This is a genomic window from Flaviflagellibacter deserti (assembly GCF_042652085.1).
Taxonomy (GTDB): domain Bacteria; phylum Pseudomonadota; class Alphaproteobacteria; order Rhizobiales; family Methylopilaceae; genus Flaviflagellibacter; species Flaviflagellibacter deserti.
On the sequence record NZ_JBHSJF010000005.1, the window covers coordinates 78,140 to 94,481 of the forward strand.

19 protein-coding genes and 1 riboswitch are annotated in these 16,342 nt (G+C 61.1%); of the genes, 3 read left to right on the forward strand and 16 right to left on the reverse strand.

Features of this window, described 5'->3' with window-relative positions; translation table 11 throughout:
* Positions 1-10 precede the first annotated feature (10 nt).
* Together ACFPFW_RS05155 and ACFPFW_RS05160 are read right to left on the reverse strand one after the other, a co-directional pair.
* Positions 11-760, reverse strand: coding sequence for an SDR family NAD(P)-dependent oxidoreductase (locus tag ACFPFW_RS05155; RefSeq protein WP_114958447.1), 750 nt, complete (start codon positions 758-760; stop codon positions 11-13).
* Between the two features lie 113 nt (positions 761-873).
* Positions 874-1,167 (reverse strand): ArsR/SmtB family transcription factor, encoded by a 294-nt coding sequence (locus tag ACFPFW_RS05160; protein WP_379769720.1) that lies wholly within the window; start codon positions 1,165-1,167, stop codon positions 874-876.
* 136 nt (positions 1,168-1,303) lie between these two features.
* Between ACFPFW_RS05160 and ACFPFW_RS05165 the strand changes: the two genes are divergently transcribed.
* Entirely contained in the window at positions 1,304-1,996 is a 693-nt protein-coding gene (locus tag ACFPFW_RS05165) for a GntR family transcriptional regulator (protein ID WP_114958445.1), read from the forward strand.
* A gap of 55 nt (positions 1,997-2,051) precedes the next feature.
* On the opposite strand, the gene ACFPFW_RS05170 is transcribed toward ACFPFW_RS05165, so the two are convergent.
* The 9 genes from ACFPFW_RS05170 to ACFPFW_RS05210 all read right to left on the reverse strand — a co-directional run bounded on the left by ACFPFW_RS05170 (position 2,052) and on the right by ACFPFW_RS05210 (position 7,824).
* Positions 2,052-3,107: an ABC transporter substrate-binding protein gene (locus ACFPFW_RS05170; RefSeq protein ID WP_114958444.1), complete on the reverse strand. Its 1,056-nt coding sequence runs from the start codon at positions 3,105-3,107 to the stop codon at positions 2,052-2,054.
* A 29-nt stretch (positions 3,108-3,136) separates the two neighbouring features.
* The gene (locus ACFPFW_RS05175) at positions 3,137-3,991 is read right to left on the reverse strand and encodes an ABC transporter permease (RefSeq protein ID WP_114958443.1); all 855 of its coding nucleotides are present in this window, start codon (positions 3,989-3,991) and stop codon (positions 3,137-3,139) included.
* Complete coding sequence (locus tag ACFPFW_RS05180; protein WP_114958442.1) at positions 3,991-4,800, reverse strand: ABC transporter ATP-binding protein; 810 nt, start codon at positions 4,798-4,800, stop codon at positions 3,991-3,993. Before ACFPFW_RS05180 ends, ACFPFW_RS05175 begins: the two co-directional genes overlap by 1 nt.
* Before the next feature lie 86 nt (positions 4,801-4,886).
* The gene (locus ACFPFW_RS05185) at positions 4,887-5,195 is read right to left on the reverse strand and encodes an SCO family protein (protein ID WP_114958441.1); all 309 of its coding nucleotides are present in this window, start codon (positions 5,193-5,195) and stop codon (positions 4,887-4,889) included.
* Between the two features lie 13 nt (positions 5,196-5,208).
* Positions 5,209-5,592 carry a tautomerase family protein gene (locus ACFPFW_RS05190; RefSeq protein ID WP_114958440.1) on the reverse strand — a complete coding sequence of 128 codons (384 nt, stop codon included), beginning with the start codon at positions 5,590-5,592 and terminating at the stop codon, positions 5,209-5,211.
* 14 nt (positions 5,593-5,606) lie between these two features.
* Entirely contained in the window at positions 5,607-7,100 is a 1,494-nt protein-coding gene (locus ACFPFW_RS05195; protein ID WP_114958439.1) for a S10 family peptidase, read from the reverse strand.
* Positions 7,101-7,177: 77 nt separating this feature from the next.
* Positions 7,178-7,387: a transcriptional regulator gene (locus ACFPFW_RS05200; RefSeq protein WP_114958438.1), complete on the reverse strand. Its 210-nt coding sequence runs from the start codon at positions 7,385-7,387 to the stop codon at positions 7,178-7,180.
* Entirely contained in the window at positions 7,387-7,569 is a 183-nt protein-coding gene (locus ACFPFW_RS05205; RefSeq protein WP_114958437.1) for a hypothetical protein, read from the reverse strand. The genes ACFPFW_RS05200 and ACFPFW_RS05205 overlap by 1 nt, the downstream gene beginning before the upstream one ends.
* Positions 7,570-7,617: 48 nt before the next feature.
* Positions 7,618-7,824, reverse strand: a complete 207-nt coding sequence (locus ACFPFW_RS05210; RefSeq protein ID WP_114958436.1) for a cold-shock protein — start codon at positions 7,822-7,824, stop codon at positions 7,618-7,620.
* A 293-nt stretch (positions 7,825-8,117) separates the two neighbouring features.
* On the opposite strand from ACFPFW_RS05210, the gene ACFPFW_RS05215 reads away from it, so the two are divergent.
* Positions 8,118-8,285, forward strand: a complete 168-nt coding sequence (locus ACFPFW_RS05215) for a hypothetical protein (protein WP_162799782.1) — start codon at positions 8,118-8,120, stop codon at positions 8,283-8,285.
* Positions 8,286-8,527: 242 nt separating this feature from the next.
* Here ACFPFW_RS05215 and ACFPFW_RS05220 read toward each other — a convergent pair whose 3' ends face one another.
* From ACFPFW_RS05220 to ACFPFW_RS05240, 5 genes are all read right to left on the reverse strand, one after another.
* Positions 8,528-8,773 carry a hypothetical protein gene (locus tag ACFPFW_RS05220; protein ID WP_114958434.1) on the reverse strand — a complete coding sequence of 82 codons (246 nt, stop codon included), beginning with the start codon at positions 8,771-8,773 and terminating at the stop codon, positions 8,528-8,530.
* Positions 8,774-8,831: 58 nt separating this feature from the next.
* Positions 8,832-9,062 carry a hypothetical protein gene (locus ACFPFW_RS05225; protein ID WP_114958433.1) on the reverse strand — a complete coding sequence of 77 codons (231 nt, stop codon included), beginning with the start codon at positions 9,060-9,062 and terminating at the stop codon, positions 8,832-8,834.
* Between the two features lie 36 nt (positions 9,063-9,098).
* Positions 9,099-9,398: a hypothetical protein gene (locus ACFPFW_RS05230; RefSeq protein ID WP_114958432.1), complete on the reverse strand. Its 300-nt coding sequence runs from the start codon at positions 9,396-9,398 to the stop codon at positions 9,099-9,101.
* A complete protein-coding gene (locus ACFPFW_RS05235; RefSeq protein WP_114958431.1) occupies positions 9,395-9,649 on the reverse strand; it encodes a hypothetical protein in 255 nt (84 codons plus the stop codon). The genes ACFPFW_RS05230 and ACFPFW_RS05235 overlap by 4 nt, the downstream gene beginning before the upstream one ends.
* 199 nt (positions 9,650-9,848) lie before the next feature.
* On the reverse strand, positions 9,849-13,871 hold the full coding sequence (locus ACFPFW_RS05240; RefSeq protein ID WP_162799781.1) for an NACHT domain-containing protein: 4,023 nt from the start codon (positions 13,869-13,871) through the stop codon (positions 9,849-9,851).
* A 1,003-nt stretch (positions 13,872-14,874) separates the two neighbouring features.
* Positions 14,875-14,986, forward strand: a riboswitch (glycine riboswitch).
* Positions 14,987-15,020: 34 nt separating this feature from the next.
* Here ACFPFW_RS05240 and ACFPFW_RS05245 point away from each other — a divergent pair.
* On the forward strand, positions 15,021-16,277 hold the full coding sequence (locus tag ACFPFW_RS05245) for a D-amino acid dehydrogenase (RefSeq protein ID WP_114956916.1): 1,257 nt from the start codon (positions 15,021-15,023) through the stop codon (positions 16,275-16,277).
* Positions 16,278-16,342: the final 65 nt, after the last annotated feature.

Consider the following 16,342-nt stretch of genomic DNA (forward strand, 5'->3'; position numbering starts at 1 on the left):
ACCCGTTTTTTCAGCGAAAGCCGCCTGCGGCAATAATCGACTCTCCGGTCAGCCAGCCGGCATCCTCGGAGGCGAGAAAGACGGCGACCCGCGCAATATCCTGCGGTTGCCCCACACGTCCGAGCGGCGTCTGCGCCACCATTTGCGTCTCCACTTCGCTGTTTGCGACGCCCACCGTCACATAGCCTTCCGTTTCGACCGGGCCTGGGTTGATCGAATTGACCCGGATCTGCCTCGGCCCGAGTTCCTTCGCCAGCGTCGCGGTGATCGCGTCGACCGCGCCCTTGGTGCCGCTGTAAATCGCACTGTTCGGCGGTGTAATTCGGCTCGCGAGCGAGCTGATATTGATGACGCTGCCGCCCTTGTCGCCGAAGCCCTTCACCGCCGCGCGCGTCGCCTGCAGGAGGCCCAGGACATTGATGTTGAACTGGCGGTGGAATTCCTCCTCGGTGAAATCCTCGATCGCTCCGAATGCGTAGACGCCGGCATTGTTCACCAGGATATCGGCCGGGCCATAGGCGGCGACCGTCTCTTTGAACAGGCGCTCCACGTCGGCGGACTTCGCGACGTCGGCCTGCACCGCAATCGCCTTGCCCCCGGCCTTGGTGATCTCGACGACCGTCTTCTCGGCGCCGTCCTTGCTGCCTGCATAGTTCACGACGACCGAGGCCCCCGCCTCCGCCAATGCCTTGGCGATGCCTGCCCCGATGCCTTTCGATGCCCCGGTCACGACCGCGACCTTGCCTGCAAGTTTGCTCATTTCCGTCTCCTGGCTTTTGCCAATTCGATGATTGTCGAAATGACATCGGGTCGGTAAGACAGTTTTACAATTATCGAAATGACGTGCCGGATTGCCGCAGCCAGGCGGCAGGCTCAGATCTCCGACAGGCGCGCCAGATAGGCCTCCAGCACATCGCGCTGCAGGACGAGGTTGGCGAACTTGCCGTCCCGGACGATCTCGACCAGCCCGGCGGTCTCCAGTTCCTTCATGTGATGGGACATCGTCGCGGCGCTGATGTCCTGCATGTCCCTCAGCGCGCCACAGGCCATCGACCCCTTGCAGGTTCCGATCGCCTGGAGGATCTGCACGCGGCGCGGCTCGGCGAGCGCCCGGGCGATCTGGGCGAATTGCTTGTCGGTCAGCGTGACGGGGGCGGAAGAAGTCATGGCGTTCATTTACGCCCAAATGGGCACGCCGCGCCAATGCCGCCAGCAGCCCCCGCGACTGCCCCCGACGGCGGCATGGGGACAACTTTCACTTGTCGTGTAGGGCGAACGACGTGGAAGATGATAAGATGCTGATATGAACTATGTCAGGTCCGTGTTGCCGCTCGATTTTCAGTCGGTCCCTCCCGACGAGCGCCCAAAGACTCGGGCTGAGCTCATCAAGGAAGAACTGGCCGACGCGATCGCTCGAGGCGCAATCGCACCCGGCGTCGCGCTGGACGAGGTAGGCCTCGCGCGCCGGTTCGGCGTATCGCGAACCCCCATTCGCGAAGCTATCCGCCAGCTCGAGGCGATCGGCTTCGCCGAAGCCAGGCCGCGGCGCGGCGCGGTCGTCGCTCATTTCACCCAGGACCGGCTGAACGAGATGTTCGCGGTCATGGCCGAGCTCGAGGCGCTATGCTCCCATTGGTCGGCGCTCAGCATGCCAGCCGCCGAGAAGGCCGCGCTCCGCTCGCTGCATGAGGATTGCGGAGCGATGGCCCAGAGCGGTCAGCTCGACGGCTATATGGAGCTGAACTTCGCTTTCCATGAAGCCATCTATCGCGGCAGCCAGAACTCCTATCTGGCCGAGTTGACCCTCGGCGTTCGCCAGCGCCTGGCGCCGTTCCGCCGTGCGCAGTTCCTCGGCTTCGACCGCCTCAAGCTTTCGGTGATCGAGCACGGCCGCGTCGTCGAGGCAATCGAGCGCGGAGACGGTCCGGGCGCCGCCGAGGAGATGCGGCGGCATCTCAGGATCGTCAGGGAATCAGTTGACGAGGTGAAGCGCTGAAAAGAAAAACCCCGGCGTGAAGCCGGGGCTTTGTTGTCGGCGTGGACTCTGAACCTCAGTTCACGGATTTCAGGTCGAGCCCCACATAGGCCTTGTCGACCACGTCGTTGGTCAGCAGGGCGTCGAGTTCGACCGGCCCCTTCAGCGGCTTCTGCTCTTCCTCGCCGAGCTGCATGAAGTCCATGTAGTTCTTCCAGCGCGCCGGCAGGATCGTGCCGTGCTTCTCGACCTCGGATGGCGCGGTGTAATAGGCGAGGACGAGCTTCCAGAACGGCTCCGCGACCGGGTTGTCGCCCAAAGTCGCCGCCGCCCATTTCGTCTTCATCAGCATGAACGCCTCGTCCGGATGGGCCTTCGCCCATGCCCAGCCCTTCAGAGTCGCGCGAACGAGCTTCGCCAGCGTCTCCGGCTTCTCCTTGAGCGTCTCGGCACGAACGGCGAGACCATCGCCCGGGAAGGTCGCGACTTCCGGCGGCGTGATAACACGAAGCGGGATGCCCTGCGCCGGAATAAGAAGGATATCGCGCTTGGCGCCGGCATAGGCCTGGATGCGGCCCTCCTCGAACGAACGTATCGTGGTGGGATCGCCTTCACCGGCGACGACCATCTTCACCTCCGAACCTTCCTTCACGCCGGCGACGGAGAGCGAGGCGCGGGTCATCGTCACCTCACCACCGGCGAGATCCGAGAGGCCGAGCGTCTTGCCCTTCAGGTCGGCGATCGACTTGATGTCGCTCTTCTCCGGCACGACGATGTCGAATGTGTCCGGATAATAGACCTGCATGATCACCTTGAGCGGGAAGCCGGCATATTGCGTCTGCATCAGCGCGGCGGCCGAGACGATCGCGAACTCGACATTGCCGGCGGCGAGCTGGCGGGCGCCATCGGAGCTGCCCTTGGAGAACTTGATGTCGACGTCGAGCCCCTCGTCCTTGTAGTAGCCCTTCTCCATCGCGATGAAGAACGGGAAGAGTTGCGCCGTCGGGCCGCCCTGCGCCGTGACGCCGACGATCTTCTCGAGCGCGAGGGACGGCCCCGCCGAGAGGACAAAAGATGCGCCGGCGATGACGGCCATCGCCGTCCTGCGCGTAGTGTTCTTGAACGATCTCATTATTGCCTCCGGTAGTCTGATTTCGATACTCACATCCCCGACCAAAATATGATTTTCTTCTCAAGATTCTCGATGAGCTGGTAGACGACCAGGGTGAAGATCGAGAGCAGCAGGATCAGGACGAACACACCGCTGATATCGAGCTGGAAGTTGAAGGCGTGGATCAGGTAGCCGATGCCCGCCGAGGCACCGACGAACTCGCCGACGACGACGCCGAGCACCGCCAGCGTCCAGCAAAGCTTCACGCCCGCCATCATCGTCGGCAGCGCGTTCGGCAGCAGGAGATAGCGGAAGGTCTGCCAGCGCGACGCGGTCAGCGAGCGCATCAGCTTCACCGCATTCGGTTCGACCGAAGCGAGCCCCGTCAGCGTGTTGAGGAACATCGGGAAGAAGCTCATCACCACGGCCATCGCGATCTTCGAGGCCTCGTCGAAGCCAAACCACGTGACGAAGATTGGTGCCAGCACGATCTTCGGCGGCGCCTGCAGGGCGACGAGATAGGGATAGATCGTCGCCCGCACGCTCTCGAACATCGCGACCGAGACGCCGAACACGACGCCGCTCGCGAGCCCGAGCGCGAAGCCGGCCGCGATCTCCGAAAGGGTCACCATGACGTTCGGCCAGAAATAGCTGGCGCTGGCGACACGGAAGAATGCCGACAGCACCTCGCCCGGCGGCGGGATGATCAGCCGGTGGATCAGGCCGAGCGCCGAGAACAGCCACCACAGGAACAGCACGAACATGCCGAAGCCGGCGGCAAGCAGCCGGTTGGTCATGCGCTTGCGCCGCGCCCTCGCCTTCTCCTGCGCGATGTGTCGTTCGATCGTGGATGCGCGGCCCGTCTCCGCATCGCCGGCAATCGACTGGTCATAGGCGATGGTCATCAGTCGACTCCCAGCATGTGGCGGATATCGAAGACGAGTTCGGAATAGCGGGGCTCGCGCATCATCTCGGTCTGGCGAGGGCGCGGCAGGTCGATCTCGACCACGCCGGCCAGCCGGCCCGGACGCGGGGTCATCACGAACACCCGGTCGGAGAGGAACACCGCCTCACCGATATTGTGAGTGACGAACACCACGGTCTTTCCGGTCGCCGACCAGATCCGCAGCAGTTCCAGGTTCATCGTCTCGCGGGTGAATTCGTCGAGCGCGCCGAAAGGCTCGTCCATCAGGAGTACGTCGGGGTCATGGGCGAGCAGCCGGGCGAGCGCCACGCGCTGACGCATGCCGCCGGAGAGTTCGTTCGGATAGCGGTCACCGAAGCCGGCAAGGCCGACGAGTTCCAGCAATTCCTGACAGCGCTCGGCCTGCGCCTTGCGGTCCAGCCCGAGGATCGCCCCCGGCAGGCGGATGTTCTCCATCACACTACGCCAGGGAAACAGCACGGCGGTCTGCAGCATGAAGCCGATATCGGGACGTGGCCGGTCGAGATCCTGGCCGTTCAACGTGAGCGTTCCCTCGGAACGCTCCTCCAGGCCACCCAGCAGGCTGAGCAAGGTGCTCTTGCCGCAACCGCTTGGCCCCACCAACGAGACGAACTCGCCCTCGCGGATGTCAAAGGATACGTCGTCGAGCGCGACGAGCGGGCCCGTGGAGGTCGCATAGATCTTGGTGAGATGACTGCCTTGGATCAGCGCCCTGTGGCGACTGTCTTGCGCCTCGGTTTTGGGCAATTGAGCCAAATCCAGCGCCATTTGTCCGCCCCCGCATCATTGCACGCAGGATTGCATGCACGATGCGGATTACCCTGCATCAACCGTGCCAAATCATCGACTAAAGTCTAGAATACGGAAGGCAGCCCTCGATGAGTGAATTGCCGGGGCCCGCCTAGCCTTCGAGATGCGGCTCGATGATCTGCGCCATTCGCGCGCTCGACGTCGAGGGCGGGGAAAAGCCGAAGATAGCGGCCCTCCCGGTCGAGCAAATTGATGAAGGCCGAATGGTCGATCGTGTAGTTGCCGCCGTCCGTCGGCACCTTCTGGTAGAACACCTTGTAGGCCTCGGCGAAGTTGCGGATTTCAGTCCTTCCGGTCAGCACCGCCAGACTAGGGTGGAGCAGCGGTACATAGCAATCGCCTATAAAACATATTTATATTGTATAATTAGCTGACATACTGCGCCACGCCGTTGCCGAACGACCAGTCCTCTGGCCGCACCTCGACGAGGTTGATGAACACATCTTCGCGCCGCAGTCCGGCCCGCTCGTGCACGCCGTCAGCGACGGCTTTGTAGAAGGCCTTCTTGATCTCGACGGTACGCCCGATCGAGAGCGTCACCTGGATCAGGATCGCGGCCTCGCTTCGCTCGATCCCAAGATAGTCCGGGTCGATGATCAGGTCGGACCTCGAATGCTCGGTGATCACCTGGAAACGATCGTTCTCAGGCACGTTCAACGTGGCGCGCATCGCCTCGTAGACGGTATCTCCGATCGCGCGACGCACATCGGCGCCCATTCCTTCAGGCACGTCGATACGGACAAGCGGCATCCTCGCTCACTCCTTCAAAGTCCTGCCTTGCGGTAGAAATCCCCGGCGTCGGTCGCAAACGCCGCCCTCGCCGCCGGGTCGAAATAGAACATGTGGCCGCCCTTGTAGGTCCGGAGCTCGGTCCGCTCCGCCAGTCCCTTCGCCGGCAGATGGTCGAGCACGTACCGGCTCACCGCATACGGGGTCACGGCATCGCTATGCCCGTGCGCCACGAGCACCGTCAGCTTCGGATTGAGCGCCAGGAGTTCCCGGAAATCGTGGTCCGCGCTGGCCGCGCCCATCCCGCCCCGCCCCCATTCCCATTTTCCCGCCACTTCGCGGTTGAGCAGGTTGAAGGTCATGTCGGTCTTGAAGCCCAGTTCGTCGCGCATATAGCCGACGGCGAGGCCGCCGAGCGCCTGGGTGAAGCCGTCGAGCACGGGGTCCGAGCCGGTCTCATCCGCGTCCTCCGGGAACGGGTCCGGCGTCGCGAAAGCGGCATCGTAGGCGCTCGTGATCGCCCCTTCCTTCGCGCGCTTGCGGAATTCGTCGCCGACGAAGCCGCGCGTCCGCTCCACCACCTCGTAGGGCACGCCGGTCAGCGCCGAGACCTTCTCGAAGAAGGCGCGGCCCGCTCCACCCTCCGGCGGCTTGCCGGCCAGTGTCGAAAGGTAGTCGCCGAGCGCGAAGCGCTCCGCCTCCGCCAGTCTCTCCGGCGAGAATGTCTTCGTCCGATCCATCTCCGCCGCCGCCAGCGACGGCAATTGCAGCGCCGCCTGCAGCGCGAAACGGTCGGTGCCGAACATCAGCCGCCCCTCCAGGAATGGCGACAGCATGGTGATGCCGGAGACCAGAATGCCCTGGTCCTCCTGCAGCGCCTTGGCCACCTTCACGCTGCGGAAGCCGCCATAGCTCTCGCCGAGCAGATATTTCGGCGAGGCGCCGCGGCTGTTCTTGGCCACATAGAGCGAAATCACCTTGGCGATCGACGAGGCGTCCGCCCCGATGCTCCAGAAATCGGAGGCCTTGTCGGCCTTGGCCGCGCGGCTCCAGCCGGCGCCGACCGGGTCGATCAGAACGAGGTCGGTGAATGTGAGCCAGGTATCGGGATTGTCGTGCAGCCGCGCGGTCGCGGCATCGGACGGCTGCGAGAAGTCGACGACCTTCGGCCCGACCACGCCGAGATGCAGATAGGCCGAGGATGCTCCCGGCCCGCCATTGAACACGAAGGTCACGGGCCGCGAACCGGCGTCCGCGCCCTTCAGCACATAGGCGGTGTAGGTGATCGCGGCGGAGCGTTCGCCGCTCTGGTCGAACAGGGAGAAAGTGCCGGCGGTCGCGGTATAGGCCAGCGCGCCGGTGGGAAGGTCGAGCCTGTGCTCGGTCGTACTATCGGCCGGCAGGAGCGCGAGAACGCCCTCCCGTCCCGGTCCGGAACTGTCGGGCCGCTCCTGCGCGTAGGCGGGCGACACGGCAAGCACAAGGGCGAATGCGCCCGCGACGGCGGACCGGAATGCGGAAAAGGCCATGCATGCTCCTCTTGCCCCGCAGTCTTATGTGGGGAGGAGCACCGGCCGCGCCAGTACCGCGCGTCAGGTACCGCGCATCAGGCCTTCTTGGCGGATTTCTTCTTCGGAGCCGGCGGCGCGGCGTTCGCGGCCTCCTCGGCTTCCTTGGCGAGCCGCATGGCGCGCAGCTTTTCGGTACGCTTGGCCATCTGCACGCGCTCGTCGTGATACTCGGCCATCGCCTTCACGCCGTCCTGGGACTGCTGCTGGCGCAATTTCTTGCGTTCCTCGGTGACCTCAGAGGCCATTACTCATCCTCCGGCTTCAACGGCGGCGGCGGCTCGGTAGCCGCCTTCTTGCGCGCGTCGAGCTCATACGACTCGGCGAGGTTGTTCATCAGCGAGCGGTGCTCGGGAGAGCCGGACTTGCCCTGCTCCCGGAAGAAGTCGGCCTGGTCCTGAAGGCTCTTTTTCTCGGTCAGCTCATTCACCCCGCTCGGCAAGCAAAAAGGCCCGGGCAAAGCCGGGCCTTCGTTTCGTCAGGCGGTCTGCAGGCTCGCAGCCTTGGTCTTGCCGCGGTCGCTGACGACCTCGAACGAAACCTTCTGGCCTTCGCTGAGCGTGTAGATGCCAGCCTGCTCGAGCGCGGTTGCGTGGACGAACACGTCCGGGCCGCCGCTCTCGGGCTGGATGAATCCGAAGCCCTTCTGCGAGTTGTAGAACTTGACGATACCTGTCTGAGCCATGTGATGGCCTCCGTATTACGCGCATTTGCGCGCTGCCTAACTTACGAACATTCGGGACGTGACTTGATGCACACCACCGATAGGCGCGTACGGACAAGGCAAACCAAAAGTGTCGGCCCAGCACAACCAGGCGAGGAAAGATTTTCCCCACCGGTTTTATTCGGTTCGATTGAGCCGGAAATGCGTGCTGCGCTTTCGTAATATGGACTCGTTCGCTCGAAATTCAAAGGGATGCGCCGATTTTATTTTCGTGGTAGTTCTGAAAAATGCATAAATATTCCATTGGACAATCCGTGCTTTTCACCGGCGAAGCAGGCTCGCAGAACGCGACCGGACGCTATGAAATCACTCGCCTATTGCCGGAAAATTCCTCGGGCGAGCTGCAATACCGCCTGCGCAAGCTGCCCGAAGGGCCCGAGCGCGTGGTGCGCGAGCACCAGCTGACCACCGAGGCGCTCTGAACGGATTCCATGCCGGAACGGAAGTCCCGGCGCCCCGTTGAACTCGGACACTGTCTCCGACAGCGGCAGTGCTGCGACCGGTCGACGGTCGGTCGAGTATGGGAACCTCTCGACCCGATCTCCTGGTTGCTCTGATGGCGCCTTCCGTTCCCGGCCAGTAACCGGCGCGGTGACCCGTCGAGAAGAGCCCGCTCCCAGGCGGGCTTCTTTTTGCCCGCCTCCGCGTCATTCCTCGCGGCCCGTCATTCCTCGCGGATAGCCGCGATCGCCGTGCGCCCGGCATCGCTCTCATAGATATCCAGGATCTGCCGGTGGTCGAGCGAGAGCTCGCCGCATTCGATCGTGCAGCGAATCAGCAAATCGCGTTGCTCCTCGACCGCGTGGCGCACCGCCATCGCCAGGCTCGGGAACCGCCGATAGGACGGCGGCCGCCCCATCGACGTCGATTTCCGTCGCGTGTAGAGCCCGGCCGGCTGCTGAAAGTCCATTCCCCGCGACTCCGTCGAGATTGCCGTCGCAGCGCGAGAGCCTGTGAGGTCATCCACCTTAGGTGCGCCGGATGACAGGACGGTCGGCCATGTATCGGAACGTCCGCCCGTCGCGGTCGTGCCCCTGCCAGCAGGCGCGCTCCTGGTCGAATTTGAAGGTCGAATGGCTCCGCGCCAGAAGCTCGGCGTGGTTCTGCGCCTGCCAGAGCGAATCGTAGCGGCTGACGGTGGAGGAAATGGCGATGACGGACGGTCCTTCGACCTCCATCCGGGTGACGATGTATGCCATGGGTACCTCCTGAACAAAGAGAAACGCGCCCGCGCGTCAGAGCGAGAGCGAAAGCCGTGCGAGTTCGAGCTCGATCGCGCTCGGAAACAGGACGCCGTGGATATGGTGCCGCTCGTCGCGCCAGCGGCCGAGCTGGAAGTCGGAAATCCCGCCGGTCCCGACCAGGACGTTGAGCTTGCTCACCAGCCGGTTCAGGCCTCGCAATCCCGCCGGCTCGACGGCGAACAGCTGTTCGAAGCCGCCGCCTTCATAGGACGACGAGCGCATGGTCGGATGGTCGATATTGTCGTTGTCGCCCGCGAACCTGTAACCGGCCGGGGACGACACGCCGATCATCTCTTGCCGCCGTCCGGAGAGAACATCGCGTCGCGCCGCGACGTGGCGCCATTGGTCGGCCGCGAGCAGATCTGCGTCTCGCTGACGACGCGCTCGGTCAGTTCGGATTTGCTCTTGATGCGATATTGCAGCTCGCCGTCATGCCCTTCCGGCATCTGGCGAACCACTTCGTAGAGGCCGCGCTGCACGTTGAACGGCGCCTTGGTCCACTCGACCGTGTCCCCCGGGGAAAATTCGTGTTTATGTTGCATCCCCTATAGATGGCAATTTTTGGTCGAAAGACAAGGGCGTGGGGGGATCCAGTTACTGCTGACCGGAGCATCTGGAAAATCCCGCGGGCGGGCTGCAACACCAGTTGAGGAAACTGCTGGAAGGACCTGAGCGTGCGGGAGCGGAGCAACAATCAAGCGCTGAGCGGCACTAGCGACCCCACACCGATCCCGCTGTTAGTTAGTAGGCCGCCTCATTAGAGACGGTCACTGGCGGCTCTATCCCAGACACGTCCACGACTACTATATCGATCCTTTGCTTTGCAGAGATCGGTAGGCTATCGCGAAGCATGGCTTCCATCTGCCCAGCGGAGGTCGGTTTGCCTGCACCTACTCGCGCAGGAGGAGATTTAGGGCGATTTTCACCGAACCAGAACACGCCGAAAACCCCATAGCCTCCGGCTTCAGGATCTCTCGCGTAAAACCGATCCAACTGCGTGGAAGCCGCACTCCAGACATCCGCGTGATAATGCCTCTTCAATTCCACCACGACCTTGTTTCCCGATCGAGCCGCCGTCATGTCAGCGCGACGGTCTCGGGCCATGTGCCCTTCCGGTTCGACGTCGATTCCGAAATGCCCCACTTTTGCGCGAACAAGGTCGACTAATACATCACGACAGCTCTCCTCGCTTTTGGGCGACGTCACCCTTCCATAGGAATCTTCGTTCCAGAAGCGCTTATAAAGGTCTGTGTTGCCAGCCGTTATTTCGGCTCCGATATCCCTCAAATGTGCAACAATGAGCGCCTGCAAGTCGACTATATTGGCTGGCGCCTCATTCTTAAGAGTACTTATTGCTTGCATCCAATTCGGCTTCTTATATTGAGCCTCTCGAGTGCGATCTCGTTGATTCGATAGGGCATGCTTCAAGTAATCAACGTACGACGAGTAGGCGGGATTGACGGCCAACCTACTCAATGCATCTGCGGCTTCTCTTCCCGAGTTGGTCGACAGTCTTGATATCAGGCTCCGAACGAACTCGGCCGCATCCCAATCATTTTGATCACCAGACCACCCTCCGGTCGGATAGCCACAACTCGGATAGTGAGCCGCCGACAAGCTGATCAATAGCTCAAGCTGCCTGACACTCAACTCGATTAGACCCCCCTCTTCGCTATCGCGAACGGCGTCTCTCAATGCCCAGACACTGTCCTTATTCTTCCTAGCGTAAGAACGAAGTTTGCGCTGGAATCTTTGTTCATCGATCAGATAAGCTGCTACCAGCCATAGCGCCTTATATTTGAACTCTTTGCACTTGAGTGCATCAGAAACAATATCAATGAATTCCGCATGCATTGCAGAACGCCGAAGGATGAACCTCGTAAGCCTATCCACATAGTAACTCGGCATACGCTGCCAATTTCGAACCAATTCAAGAACGAAATCCTTTCTGAACTTTTTGAATTCCGGACGAGTGAGTATGTCGTGAAGGCCATCCACCGATTCAGTGCTGTGCTTGAGTCGAGCCCTCACCATCCCCGCGTATGCTTCGAAGGCAATATCTGCTCGCGCGACCATCAGATGCGACTTCCAGCAGGGAACTCGGCGCCTAGATACGCCCTCGTCACTTTCAAGTACCGGAATATACAGTTCCATCGCCAAAAGCGCTGTGAGCGTCTCGCCAGGGAGCGCTCCGACGTCCCCTCCTTCTTCCCACAATACCTCAACGCCTGCTAAAAGCGCGTACCACCATTCGAACATCTTATGCTGGGCCGTTAAGTCACAGACCCGTTCAAGCGTGGGGACATGCTTGGATTGCAATAGAGCCAACAACCCTCTTATAGCCGCTTCCGCGTTTTCTACCCCTAACTGGCTTATTAATCGGTCCATGGGGGAAAGTGATTTATTCACATCTGAGAATAATCCGAAATATACTTTTCCAACATAATCCAACCAGTTGAGATGTTCTCCACTCTCTATCTTGGAAATGTCTTTTCGGAAATTTTGAATCCTCAGCACTCGGCTGGATGCGCTCCTCGCCTCTTCAGCAATTGAGCGCGCGGTCTCCCGCATCTTCCACGACGGAATCTCCAAGACGAGGCTTCGCTGCCTGACGGCTTCCAGGACTGGCCAGCGTTGCGGCAGCTCAAACAGTTCTTCAAATATCTCCCGATGTATGCGCGTACTGCCAAGGGATAACTGTAATGCTGCTTCGTATAAAAATACTCTTCGCTTAGCGGAAAGACTTATGCTTGCGCTCAGTGACGCAGCAATTTCGAGAAGACTAATCTCCTCCAATACATCGAAGGTGCATTGTCTTATTTGCTGGAATACGCTCCAATGACCATCAGCCAGAGCGACGGCAAGCAGATGACGCCTAACCATCGCTGAAACAATCTCTTGACGACTCCGGAGCGCCTCTTTCAACGAGTCATCAGGATCCAAGCCATATGGCTCCTTTATACTTCTTCGAGAATTAAGCCACCGCCATAGTCTTTCTGGACAAATATCTTCCGATGATTCCAACACCCTCTTTAATATTTGATCGATAAAACCTGCTACATCATAAGCATTCCTCCTTTCAGCCCTGGTCAAGCTCTTTCTCTGTCCTGCAGCGATCCGATCAAGAATCAACGGGATGTCATCGGTCTTAATGGACCCCGCCAACACCCAAAAAGTGCCAACGGCAACTTCTTCCGATGTAGCTAAGGCATCTCGAATTAAACTTACGACGTCATCTATTTGTAGGTATCGATAGATTTTCCGCATCGTATCGGCGCGAAGGCGTATATCATCGGCCGACTTTCCAAATTTCGCGAAGCTCTTCTTGAGCGCTTCGTGGCCGACATCTCCCAGTGACGAGAGGGCATCCACGACTCGGTACCGCAGCCCATAAGCGGCTCGCTCATCGAGCAAAACCTCTAGCAAGGCGTTCAGCAGGCCGGACAGCCTTCCGTTCGCCGCTATCGCATCAAGTACGAGCGCCTTTATACTGAAGTTATACTCTTTTGAGAGAATGATATCCTGAAATGTCCCGGTCATGTCAGGGCCAGCAATTGCGCCCACCGCCGGCGCCGAACCACGGGATGCAAACCACGGATCTTGTTCGGACAATTCAACCAGAGCTTGGATTAATCTGTGTCTGTGTGAAACCCCTAGGCTAGAAGCATCACCATAGGACAACACTCCGTAAGGATCGGCACAGATAAAGTCTTCCGCATGCTCTGGAAGAAAGGTCGGCAACCAGGCATAGATGCCCCGAAGCTCCGACGTCGGGCGCGCCTCAACGCCCAACAACGCCAAAAGACGTCCTAGCGGTAGCCCTTGGCGGATAAGATTAGAGAGCCATTTTGCTCCCACGAATTCCGCTACGGTCCTATGGATGTACTCAACTGTCTCTGGCAAGCGACCAGACGTAAATACACGCCTAAGCAACGCCGACTCCATGAGATCGGCTTCCACGAAATTTATTGAAAGATAACTTGGAAAGTCGTCTCCCGAGCCCGCTGGCAAGAGACTTATTCCCTCCGCATCGCTGATCAAGCGAACGGCGCAAGCCGCACCGGCTGCTCTCTCAAGTTCCGCGTGCGTATAATTATCTGCGGCGCCGCCGACGCGAACCCGATTGTGTTCGGTTAGAAGGAGTGCTGTAGAGGTATCGTACAGTTCTCTCCGTGAAGAAGGCCAATTCCCGGACTTTACCGCATCTGCAAGCATTTTCAGGTTCTGAGGGTTACTCAAGAAATCTTCGAGCCCTCGAGAACGCGCCTCCTCCAAAAAGTGGGCTGCATCGATGCCGCTTATCCCTAATGCCGCAGATTGCTCCTCATACGTGAGGGGCTGAAGTTCCAAAATGACAGCGCCGCCGTGGTCGCCGAAAAAAGGTTCGAACGCCGACCAATCAGCTTCCGAGAGCCAGTCCCTGGTCCGGCAAGATATTCGAACGGGTCGTTTGCCGACTGAAAACAGCTTCCGCACGATGGCATCGACGCTATCTTGATCTCTCCGGCCAGATCTTTTTTCGTCCAATGCATCGATGAACAGCGGCGAGTTGCCCTCAGGAATCGGCACATTCAAAAAGCTTCGTGCCGTGAGAAATATACCGGAGCATCTGCTGGCCGCCTGCTCGAAGGTGTAGGTCTTCCCTGCTCCGGGATCCGCGAGCAACACGATGTTGGCGGCGGAATCATAGGTGGAGAAAGCCACCGTCGCAGGCTGGTCTTTCAATGGCTCCGGGCGGATTTGACGAACTAGGCGATCGCTCATGCACCGCAATGCTAAATACTGATCGCGTTGGACCAGCAACGGTGACGGCCGCATCTCCACAAGAAGAATCTTGACAATATTCCTATTTCATGCCACACATCCCCCACTCTTTTCCGAGGAGGGGCGGTCCGGACCGGCCTGATCGTGGGAAAGGGTGCGGTGGCCGGGTGGAGGGGCGTAACGAACCCCGAGATCCGGAGGCCCAAGGCATGTGGTCCCGGCGGGTTAGACTCCCGTCACTAGGGTGTCCATCGGCCTCTCCCGTTCCGGCGGAACCGACCGCCCAGGGAGAGCGGGCACCCGCCAGCGGAGGCTAGAAAGCTAAGCCTCCGGGGGCCATGCGCAGCAAGCCAAGCACACCGCGCGCGGGACGTCGCGAGAGCGTCTTCCCGAGGTGAGCAAAACAATCGGTTTGGCCCTTCAAATCATCAGGCCAAACCGCCCCGGGAGAGGTCGATCTCCCGACGTCCCGCGCAGCCCTCCATGAGGACGCGACGAGGATTTTGGCCGCGAAGGAAGCGGGCCAGCGCGAAGACACTTCGAGCCACGGAGCGCTGACGCGTGTCGGTGTCTCTCTCTCCCCGACGAGGGAGAGAGCGGACTCGGGCGGGAACCGGCCGAGCCGAGTGAGGGGGGACGCCGGAGGCGTTCCGAGGCACGGCACAGCCTGGCCGCCATGACGAAGGCGTTCTCCCTCCCCGGCAATGGGGAGGGCGGACTCGCGGCAGCGAGCCGGGTGGGGCCTCGGGCCTATCGGACCATGGAACACGCGGAGAGGTCCCTGCCCCCACCCCGGAGCGCTTCGCGCTCTCGACCCTCCCCATTGCTGGGGAGGGAGACCCATGCCCCTGCCGCCGGTCAGACCTTCGACCAAAGGCGTGCGACAAACCTTCCTCCAATCCGCCCAACGTGTTACAACTGCGGCCGTACATCCAGGAGAAGCCGTTCGCGGCTACCGAAGGCGCAATCCCAAAAACGCTCAGGTCCCTGTTACTGGTTGTATGAGGAATGATCTGGAGAGCGCCGCGCGGTTTTCCGCGAGGCCGCCGAAGGGGCAAGCGGGAGCACGGCGCTCCGTCCGCGAATCTCTCAGGCAAAAGGACAGATCGGGGAGGAAGACCCTGACCATCCTTTTGGGAGAGAGACCCCATGCGCGTATTCGTTCTCGGCGCCGGAGTGATCGGCACCACAGCCGCCTGGTACCTTCACAAAGCCGGCCATGACGTCACCGTCCTCGACCGCCAGGGCGGCGCCGGCCGCGAGACCTCGTTCGCCAATGGCGGCCAGATATCGGTGTCGCACGCCGAGCCGTGGGCCAATCCGTCCGCGCCGCTGAAAGTGCTGAAATGGCTCGGCCGGGCCGACGCCCCGCTGCTGTTCCACCCGCGCCTCGACTGGCGGCAATGGCGCTGGGGCCTCAACTTCCTGCTCGAATGCCTGCCGTCCAGGACGCGCCACAATATCGAGCAGATCGTCAAGCTCGGAACCTATTCCCGCGCCTCGCTGCAGGAACTCCGTCAGGAAGAGCAGATCCGCTACGACCACCTCGAAAAGGGCATCCTGCATTTCTACACGAGCCAGCTCGAATACGACGCCGCGCAGGCTCCGGCCGAGGTCATGCGCAAGTTCGGCTGCCAGCTCGACATGCTGACGACCGAACAGGTCATCGCCATCGAACCGGCGCTAGCCTCGGCGCGGGACAAGATCGTCGGCGGCTCGATGACCGAAGCCGACGAGAGTGGCGACGCCAACGCCTTCACCAAGGAGCTGGCCCGGCTCTGCGCGGTCAACGGCGTCGAGTTTCGCTACAACACCACGATCCTCGGCCTCGACCGTGACGGCGACAGGATCACCGGCGTCCGCGTCCGCCAGGAAGACGGCTCCTACGCCACGCTGAAGGCCGACGCCTATCTCGTCTGCCTCGGCGCATATTCGCCGATGCTGGTCGGCGAGCACGGGATCGACCTCGATATCTATCCGGCCAAGGGCTACTCCGTGACCATGCCGGTCAAGGACCCGTCGAAGGCACATTCGGTCAGCCTGACCGACGACGAGTACAAGCTCGTATTCTCGCGTCTCGGCGATCGCCTCCGCATTGCCGGCACCGCCGAGCTCAACGGCTACAATCTCGACCTCAACAAGGTCCGCTGCGACGCCATCGTGAAGCGCACGCAGGACCTGTTCCCCGGCGCGGGCGATCCGGACCAGGCGACGTTCTGGACCGGCCTTCGTCCCGCCACGCCGTCGAACGTGCCGTATATCGGCAAGACGAAGGTGAAGAACCTGTTCCTCGACACCGGCCACGGCACGCTCGGCTGGACCCACGCCTGCGGCTCCGCCCGCGCGATCGCCGACATCATCTCCGGCCGTAAGCCCGAGGTCGATTTCGCGTTCACAGGTGTCTGATGGGGGGCGTCTGATTTGCCGCGCGGCGGGATGCGCCATTTATTTGGCGCGATGACGTGCTTAGA

What these genes read in the sequence shown, in the direction of transcription:
- ACFPFW_RS05180 (WP_114958442.1), bottom strand. Translation starts at nt 4,800, where the DNA reads ATGGCGCTGGATTTGGCTCAATTGCCCAAAACCGAGGCGCAAGACAGT.
- ACFPFW_RS05155 (WP_114958447.1), bottom strand. Translation starts at nt 760, where the DNA reads ATGAGCAAACTTGCAGGCAAGGTCGCGGTCGTGACCGGGGCATCGAAA.
- ACFPFW_RS05210 (WP_114958436.1), bottom strand. Translation starts at nt 7,824, where the DNA reads ATGGCTCAGACAGGTATCGTCAAGTTCTACAACTCGCAGAAGGGCTTC.
- ACFPFW_RS05220 (WP_114958434.1), bottom strand. Translation starts at nt 8,773, where the DNA reads ATGGACTTTCAGCAGCCGGCCGGGCTCTACACGCGACGGAAATCGACG.
- ACFPFW_RS05195 (WP_114958439.1), bottom strand. Translation starts at nt 7,100, where the DNA reads ATGGCCTTTTCCGCATTCCGGTCCGCCGTCGCGGGCGCATTCGCCCTT.
- ACFPFW_RS05230 (WP_114958432.1), bottom strand. Translation starts at nt 9,398, where the DNA reads ATGATCGGCGTGTCGTCCCCGGCCGGTTACAGGTTCGCGGGCGACAAC.
- ACFPFW_RS05240 (WP_162799781.1), bottom strand. Translation starts at nt 13,871, where the DNA reads ATGAGCGATCGCCTAGTTCGTCAAATCCGCCCGGAGCCATTGAAAGAC.
- ACFPFW_RS05190 (WP_114958440.1), bottom strand. Translation starts at nt 5,592, where the DNA reads ATGCCGCTTGTCCGTATCGACGTGCCTGAAGGAATGGGCGCCGATGTG.
- ACFPFW_RS05170 (WP_114958444.1), bottom strand. Translation starts at nt 3,107, where the DNA reads ATGAGATCGTTCAAGAACACTACGCGCAGGACGGCGATGGCCGTCATC.
- ACFPFW_RS05245 (WP_114956916.1), top strand. Translation starts at nt 15,021, where the DNA reads ATGCGCGTATTCGTTCTCGGCGCCGGAGTGATCGGCACCACAGCCGCC.
- ACFPFW_RS05175 (WP_114958443.1), bottom strand. Translation starts at nt 3,991, where the DNA reads ATGACCATCGCCTATGACCAGTCGATTGCCGGCGATGCGGAGACGGGC.
- ACFPFW_RS05235 (WP_114958431.1), bottom strand. Translation starts at nt 9,649, where the DNA reads ATGCAACATAAACACGAATTTTCCCCGGGGGACACGGTCGAGTGGACC.
- ACFPFW_RS05165 (WP_114958445.1), top strand. Translation starts at nt 1,304, where the DNA reads ATGAACTATGTCAGGTCCGTGTTGCCGCTCGATTTTCAGTCGGTCCCT.
- ACFPFW_RS05200 (WP_114958438.1), bottom strand. Translation starts at nt 7,387, where the DNA reads ATGGCCTCTGAGGTCACCGAGGAACGCAAGAAATTGCGCCAGCAGCAG.
- ACFPFW_RS05225 (WP_114958433.1), bottom strand. Translation starts at nt 9,062, where the DNA reads ATGGCATACATCGTCACCCGGATGGAGGTCGAAGGACCGTCCGTCATC.
- ACFPFW_RS05160 (WP_379769720.1), bottom strand. Translation starts at nt 1,167, where the DNA reads ATGACTTCTTCCGCCCCCGTCACGCTGACCGACAAGCAATTCGCCCAG.